Below are 2,059 nucleotides of genomic sequence, written 5' to 3' on the forward strand. Positions count from 1 at the left end.
TCTCCATCCTCATGCGTTGAGCGTAACGCAGATGGGGATGCGAAGCACTTCTGCAACGAAGCGGGGGGCTCACGCTTTGGCGTGCGGCACACGCATGAGGCGGAGCGCGTTGCCCTGCCGGCTCACAATCCCGACAGGGAAGTGGTGCTGCTTATGCCTGGCGTCCTGAAAGCTGAGATAGGCCCATGGATGGGGCGGCAGCTCCTCATCCGGGATGCCGGAGACGAGGAAATAGGCGTCTGAGACCCCGTCCCAGGCCTGAACGAGTTCCACCCAGCGGCAAGGCAGGGTGATCTTGTGGCTATGCCCATCCTGCTCCCGGCAGATCAGGTCGATCTGCTGGGCAGCCCAGCCGGAATCGTTGTCCATGGTGTCTCTCGCTTGCTGGAGCGTAGGATAGACGCCGCCTTCGCGAGCGCAACACGTGAAAACTCGGGGCCGCATTCCTTTCCCTGCGCGCACGCGGGTGATGCGGATGAGCATCTGGGCGGCGGGCGCCCTGGCGGCTAAAATGACAGACTCTAACCTCTTCAAACCTCTGCCCGCTTGACAGCGCGGCGGGTGGCGGCCTTGTTGCCCCGCCCGGCACCGTCGATCACCAGGACCTTCTCTTCATGCATACCTACCGCACCCATCATTGCGGCGCTCTGCGCACCACCGATGCCGGATCGACCGTCCGGCTCTCTGGCTGGGTTCACAGCAAGCGGGACCATGGCGGACTGCTCTTCATCGATCTGCGCGACCATTTCGGTCTTACGCAATGCGTGTTCCCTGCGGGCTCCGAGAGTTTCGCGGCGGCGGATGCGCTGCGCGTCGAGAGCGTGATTACCGTCACGGGTGAGGTCGTGCTGCGCGAGGCGTCGACGGTGAATCCGAAACTGCCCACCGGCGGCATCGAAATCCGCGTCAGCGTGCTCGAGGTTCAGTCCACGGCGGAGGTGCTGCCCATCCAGGTCGCAGGCGACCAGAACTATCCGGACGAGTTGCGGCTGAAATACCGGTTCCTCGACCTCCGCCGCGACCGCGTTCATCGCAACATCATGCTCCGCTCCCAGGTCATCGCCTCACTGCGACGGCGCATGACGGAGCAGGGTTTCGTCGAATTCCAGACGCCCATTCTGACGGCGTCCTCCCCCGAAGGCGCGCGCGACTTCCTGGTGCCGGCGCGCAACCACCCGGGTAAATTCTACGCCCTGCCGCAGGCGCCGCAGCAGTTCAAGCAGCTCGCCATGGTCGCGGGCTTCGACCGCTATTTCCAGATCGCGCCCTGCTTCCGCGACGAGGCGGCGCGCGCCGACCGCTCCCCGGGCGAGTTCTACCAGCTCGATTTCGAGATGAGCTTCGTGACGCAGGAAGACGTCTTCGCGACGCTGGAACCCGTCATGGCCGGGGTCTTCCGGGAATTCGGCCAGGGCCGCGCGGTGACGGAAGGTGCCTTCCCGCGCATTCCCTATGCCGAAGCCTTGCTGGTCTACGGCTCGGACAAACCGGACCTGCGCAATCCGCTGAAGATCACCGACGTGACCGAGCATTTCGCCGGCTCGGGTTTCGGCCTCTTCGCCAAGATCGCGGCCTCGGGCGGTATCGTCCGTGCCATCCCAGCACCGGGCGCTGGGGGCAATCCACGCTCCTTCTTCGATAAGCTCAATGAATGGGCGCGGGCGGAAGGCGCGGGCGGCCTCGGCTACATCACCTTCGATGCGGAAGGCCCGAAAGGTCCGATCGCCAAGAATCTCGAAGCCGAGCGCGGCGCCGCCATTGCCGCCGCCTGCGGCGTGGGGCCGGGCGACGCTGTTTTCTTCGCCGCCGGCAAGCCGGATGTGACGCCGAAATTCGCGGGCGCCGTGCGCACCAAGCTCGGCACCGATCTCGGCCTGATCGAGCCGAACGCCTTCCGCTTCTGCTGGATCACCGATTTCCCGATGTATGAGCTGAACGAGGAGACCGGGCAGATCGACTTCAGCCATAACCCCTTCTCCATGCCGCAGGGTGGGCTGGAGGCGCTGAACAGCCAGGATCCGCTGACCATCAACGCTTACCAGTACGATATCGTCTGCAA

Annotated in this window: 2 protein-coding genes; one reads left to right on the plus strand and one right to left on the minus strand. The window is 64.6% G+C overall.

Annotation, left to right across the window (positions count from 1 at the left end):
- Positions 1-69 precede the first annotated feature (69 nt).
- Positions 70-369 (minus strand): hypothetical protein, encoded by a 300-nt coding sequence (locus tag VL752_RS07470; protein ID WP_325353716.1) that lies wholly within the window; start codon positions 367-369, stop codon positions 70-72.
- Between the two features lie 245 nt (positions 370-614).
- Here VL752_RS07470 and aspS point away from each other — a divergent pair.
- Positions 615-2,059: aspartate--tRNA ligase (gene aspS, locus VL752_RS07475; RefSeq protein WP_325353719.1), on the plus strand; the 1,445-nt coding region annotated here is incomplete at its 3' end.

It is taken from the genome of Acidisoma sp. (assembly GCF_035492295.1).
Lineage (GTDB): Bacteria > Pseudomonadota > Alphaproteobacteria > Acetobacterales > Acetobacteraceae > Acidisoma.

Coding starts and splice junctions, on each gene's coding strand:
- VL752_RS07470 (WP_325353716.1), bottom strand. CDS start 369: ATGGACAACGATTCCGGCTGGGCTGCCCAGCAGATCGACCTGATCTGC.